The following is a 2,965-nucleotide window of genomic DNA, read 5'->3' on the forward strand; positions in this document are numbered from 1 at the left end:
CTCCAAATGATTATCATTCTTGCTTTGGGTGATTTTATTGCTTGGAAGTCCCTCGACACACGTGAGTGCCACGGCAATTCAGACGGTGGGCAGCAAAGGGTACGACGCCTTCGCGATCGCGATCGTCACTACCGATCAGTAGCGATGCTCCAGCAGGGAGCGCTAGCATTGCTGATCGCAACTTTAGGCTTCTGAGAGACGAAATCTACATACATAATTTCTTTACGGTGTAAACTAACTGAGGGATATTGCGTCGTGCATTATATATCTGTGTTTAAAGAATTACTGAATGAAAAACCGAGAGTAAACTTGACAGAAAACCCTAAGTTTGCAATACCCTCAATGAGCAAGCTTTTTGATGCTTATTGTTAAAAAATATTATCTGTTTTACTAAATTAAGTTGCTGGATATTAGTATAATTTTGTTTAGTAACAAATTAGGCAATTACGCGGTTCAGTTTTTGAACCTAAGACTACTCATAATTCCCAGGAACAGTAAAAATGAACGAAAACAAAATAAACTATAACGGCAGATTTGAAATAAATGAGCTGATTGATCATGCCGTGAACAATGCAGTGGCACGACGCAGCCAAGTTATAGATTCAGAAGATGCTTTGTTAGTTTTGACTGAAACAGAAGCGCAAGGCATAGTAGGTGGTGCGGCGGCGGCAGTTTCCAAAACGCCGCTTATAACAACTGGTAAGATAGCTGCCGAACCAACTCCCAAACCTATTTGTCAGCCGATTGTACTTGGGCTAATTGCTGTTGACTCCTCAAAAGCATAATATTCGAGCCTTAACAAAGATACTCTTCGCTGGAGGTTCGATTGATAGAAAACATTGCGACTGAGAATACTACACTTTGCCCCAGCGCTAGACCAGAATCAGCAGATAGTGTTGTCTTTGGTGTTGTCAGTGGGACGGTGGCACAACCCCGTATAGCTTATCTCAAGCAGCCGCAGCCTGTCACGGATGAACTAATAGCAAAGTCTAGCCCTGCGACACCAGCAGAAATTTTTCGGACGGCAGGACGCTGTGTAGAATCGGGCTGTATGCATTTTGACGGTAAAGATTGTCGTTTGGCACAGCGGATTGTAGAGAATTTATCTGTAGTGGCTGAGGAACTTCCACCCTGTTCTATCCGGCGAAATTGTCGTTGGTGGCAGCAGGAAGGCAAGACAGCTTGTATGCGTTGTCCGCAAGTTGTTACAGATACCTACAACCCGTCTCAACTCATACGAGATGTGGCGAAACCAACTGCCCTTTAGGCAAAGCTTCCATCTGTAGTAAAGTTATTTGACCAAGAAAGGGGTGTAGGAGTATAGGGGTGTGGGGGTGTAGGGGAGCCAGTACTGTTCGCGCAGCATGGCACTTTGTGCCATAGGAGAGTTTCCCGACAGAGGTATCTGGTGAGACCAGCGCTGCAGGAGGGTTTCCCTCCGTAGGCGACTGGCGAACCCGAAGGGCGTGTGTAGGCCATAAGAGAGATTTTTCTTTGTGGTGCACCCCTGCCCCGGAACCAAAAGGGTTCAGTGCCCCACTAAATTAAAAATTTAGTGGTCTTTTATTGGTGGTGGATCCGGTGCCCGCACCAATAACTCTTACCCCTTACAACCCCAGATGCTACCCTTCGGGAAGCCGCCCTCCGGGCGTCTACAAGTCGGGAAACCCGCCCACGGCACTGGCTCCTCTTACACCCAACGTTGTTGACACTCGCCCTCGCCCTTATGTCCGAAGGACATGGGGCTAATGGGTGACAGCTAGCGATGATCAACAAAGTCAACGTACAGCAACCACATTAACAATTTCTGGACAATACGACTTGATTGCCTGCTCAATTCCTTGAGATAAAGTCAGAGTTGAAGTCGGACAATTACCACAAGCTCCAATTAATTTGACTTCAACTGTATCAGGTGGTTTAATATCCACTAATTCCACATCACCGTTATGACTTTTTAAACCTGCACGGACTTCATCAAGCGCTTGCTGAATACGTTGCGTTAGCGGTGCTATAGGAGGCTTTACAAGTTCGTGATAAAGCAGAACTCCATAAACAACTTCGTCTTTAACAGCACTACGTAGAGCTGGCATAGATTCTTGCTTCACAGTTTTAATTAAACGTGTCAATGCCTCTTTGTGTAATGCTTCTATGGCTCGTTTTAGACCTACAACGACACCCCTGTAAGTTTCATCCCACTCAGAGATAATTGCCTCATAACGGCTGATTTCTTTGACTAATTCTTCAAGTGTGTCATCGGTCATTGTTCCATTGCCAAATAAATTCCTTCAAATTTTACTCAGGACTTAAAATGACTAAAAACTCATTTTGCTTTGAAGTCTTTGAGGATAAATTGAAAACTGCTGTCAAAACACTTTTTGTTGCAATATCCCAATAGTAAACCAAAAATACTCTATTAATTGCTAGTTTATATTTTATTAGAAATGCTTGATATAAGGTGAGAGTTAATCAATATACTATTTTAATAGAATTTTTTATACTCTTAAAGTCTTTTCAAGAAGTGAAGAAATCATTTACTGATGCAGATTAATTACAATAATATAAATAAAAAAACATGTCTTAACTAACTTATTACTCCTATACAAAATCTTTTAGTATAATTTTTTCTGTTATGTGATTATTCTTGATGTCATTTTTTAATTCATCAAATAACTTAAATATATTGTCAAAATTTCATAATTTTTTATAATTTTGTAGAGCGTAAAACAAAAAAAATAGCTCATAATTAAAGCTATATAGGAATCCTAAATCATTTATGAAAAATCTTAAGTAGTGTAGGGTGGGCACTGCCATAAAAACCCTCATATGGTGGGCAGGATCTGACTGGCAGTGCCCACCCTACGTGTGTTTCAAAAATCAAATAAGATTCCTATAGCAACGGACATATTGGTTAGCTCCTAAGAAACACATTCGGTAGGTGTGGAAATAGGGATGAGTTCTAAGCCAA

4 protein-coding genes are annotated in these 2,965 nt (G+C 41.5%); 3 read left to right on the forward strand and 1 reads right to left on the reverse strand.

Annotation, left to right across the window (positions count from 1 at the left end; all coding sequences use genetic code 11):
• From AC5JM2_RS18445 to AC5JM2_RS18455, 3 genes are all read left to right on the forward strand, one after another.
• The coding region (locus tag AC5JM2_RS18445; RefSeq protein WP_495836310.1) for a hypothetical protein at positions 1–195 on the forward strand (195 nt) is incomplete at its 5' end.
• Positions 196–500: 305 nt separating this feature from the next.
• Positions 501–785 carry a hypothetical protein gene (locus tag AC5JM2_RS18450; RefSeq protein ID WP_495836311.1) on the forward strand — a complete coding sequence of 95 codons (285 nt, stop codon included), beginning with the start codon at positions 501–503 and terminating at the stop codon, positions 783–785.
• Between the two features lie 41 nt (positions 786–826).
• On the forward strand, positions 827–1,267 hold the full coding sequence (locus tag AC5JM2_RS18455; protein ID WP_495836312.1) for a nitrogen fixation protein: 441 nt from the start codon (positions 827–829) through the stop codon (positions 1,265–1,267).
• 511 nt (positions 1,268–1,778) lie between these two features.
• Here AC5JM2_RS18455 and AC5JM2_RS18460 read toward each other — a convergent pair.
• On the reverse strand, positions 1,779–2,261 hold the full coding sequence (locus tag AC5JM2_RS18460) for a NifU family protein (protein WP_495836313.1): 483 nt from the start codon (positions 2,259–2,261) through the stop codon (positions 1,779–1,781).
• Positions 2,262–2,965 lie beyond the last annotated feature (704 nt).

The organism is Brasilonema angustatum (assembly GCF_059505445.1).